1 protein-coding gene is annotated in these 1,338 nt (G+C 68.0%); it reads right to left on the bottom strand.

Going from position 1 to position 1,338, the window contains the following annotated elements:
* Positions 1-21 precede the first annotated feature (21 nt).
* On the bottom strand, positions 22-1,086 hold the full coding sequence (locus Apa02nite_RS50710; protein WP_203831577.1) for an IS110 family RNA-guided transposase: 1,065 nt from the start codon (positions 1,084-1,086) through the stop codon (positions 22-24).
* Positions 1,087-1,338: the final 252 nt, after the last annotated feature.

Below are 1,338 nucleotides of genomic sequence, written 5' to 3'. Positions count from 1 at the left end.
GGCTGGATGCTCCTATGTTCGTCAAGGGGTTGCGGGGAGTAGGAAACCGTAGATTTCGCGTGCTATGTAGCGTTTTAGGCAGCGGATGATTTCGCGGGGTGTCTTTCCCTCGGTTCTGCGGCGGTCGCGGTAGGCGCGGGTGGCGGGGTCGTGGCGTAGCCGGGTCAGGACGATGCGGTAGAGCGCGGCGTTGGCTTGCCGGTCGCCGCCGTAGTTGAGGCGGTGGCGGTCGGTGCGCCCGGAGGACACCTCGACGGGGCTGGCGCCGCAGAGCGCGGCGAACGCGGCTTCGTGGCGCAGCCGTCCGGGGTTGTCACCCGCGGTGATCAGCAGGGTCGCGGCGTTGTCGGGGCCGACGCCCAGGCGTTGCAGCAGTTGCGGGCGGTGGGCGTCGATGATCGTGTGCAGCTGCGCGGTGAGTTCGTCGATCTCGGTGCTGAGGGTGAGGATCCGGACGGCCAGGCTGCGCAGGGTGTAGACGGCCGCGTTCGTGGTGTGGGTCAGGTCGGTGCCGGCGGTCAGCGCCGCGCACCGGCGCAGCAGGGTTTTCGGGCCGAGTCCGTGCAGGCTGTCGCGTAAGGTCGCGTCGGCGGTGACCAGGACCGCTTTGAGTTGGTTGAGGGCCTGGGTGCGGGCCTTGACCGCGGAGTTCTTGGCGAGTTTGAGCAGTCGTAGGGCCTCGACCGGGCCGTCGACGGTTTTCGCGACCGCGGTGGCGGTGCCGGCCAGCACGGCCCGGGCGGCGTGTTCGGCGTCGATGACATCGTTCTTACCGCGGCGCCGGCGGGTGGCCTTGTCCGGGAAGTTGACCTCGATGATCGCGATGTCCTGCCCGCGCAGGTAGCGGTTCAGGCCCGCGCCGTAGGAGTTGGTGCCCTCGAGACCGGCGCGTCGCAGGGTGCCGTGGGCGCGAGCCCAGGCCAGTAACTGCTGGTAGCCGCCCGTAGTGGTCGGGAACGACGCGTCACCCAGGACCCGGCCGGTGACCGACAACGCCACCACGACGTTGGCGTCACGGTGGGTGTCGACCCCGATCACGAGATCTTCGGGCAGGTCGGGCTGCTGCCCGCAGAGCAGATCGGGCATGCTGGCAGAGGTCATGTTCGCTGTTTCCTGTTCGAGGGGCACACGAGGACGGCCAACCCCGGACCGGTCGCAGCGGTCAGAACTGTGACGGCGCCCTTGTTTGCGGCAAGGCCCCTATCAGGACACGCGGCACCGGTCCGGGATCACACACACCGTTCCGAACCATGGTCGACAGATCCAGCACAAGACATCGACGTCAGTTCTCAGGCGAGTCAAACCACGACCCGGAACAGCACCCCATGATCCTCACAG

Origin of the sequence: Actinoplanes palleronii (assembly GCF_016862315.1) — a bacterium.
GTDB classification, from domain to species: Bacteria; Actinomycetota; Actinomycetes; order Mycobacteriales; family Micromonosporaceae; genus Actinoplanes; species Actinoplanes palleronii.
This window is presented reverse-complemented; position numbering and strand designations above follow the sequence as displayed.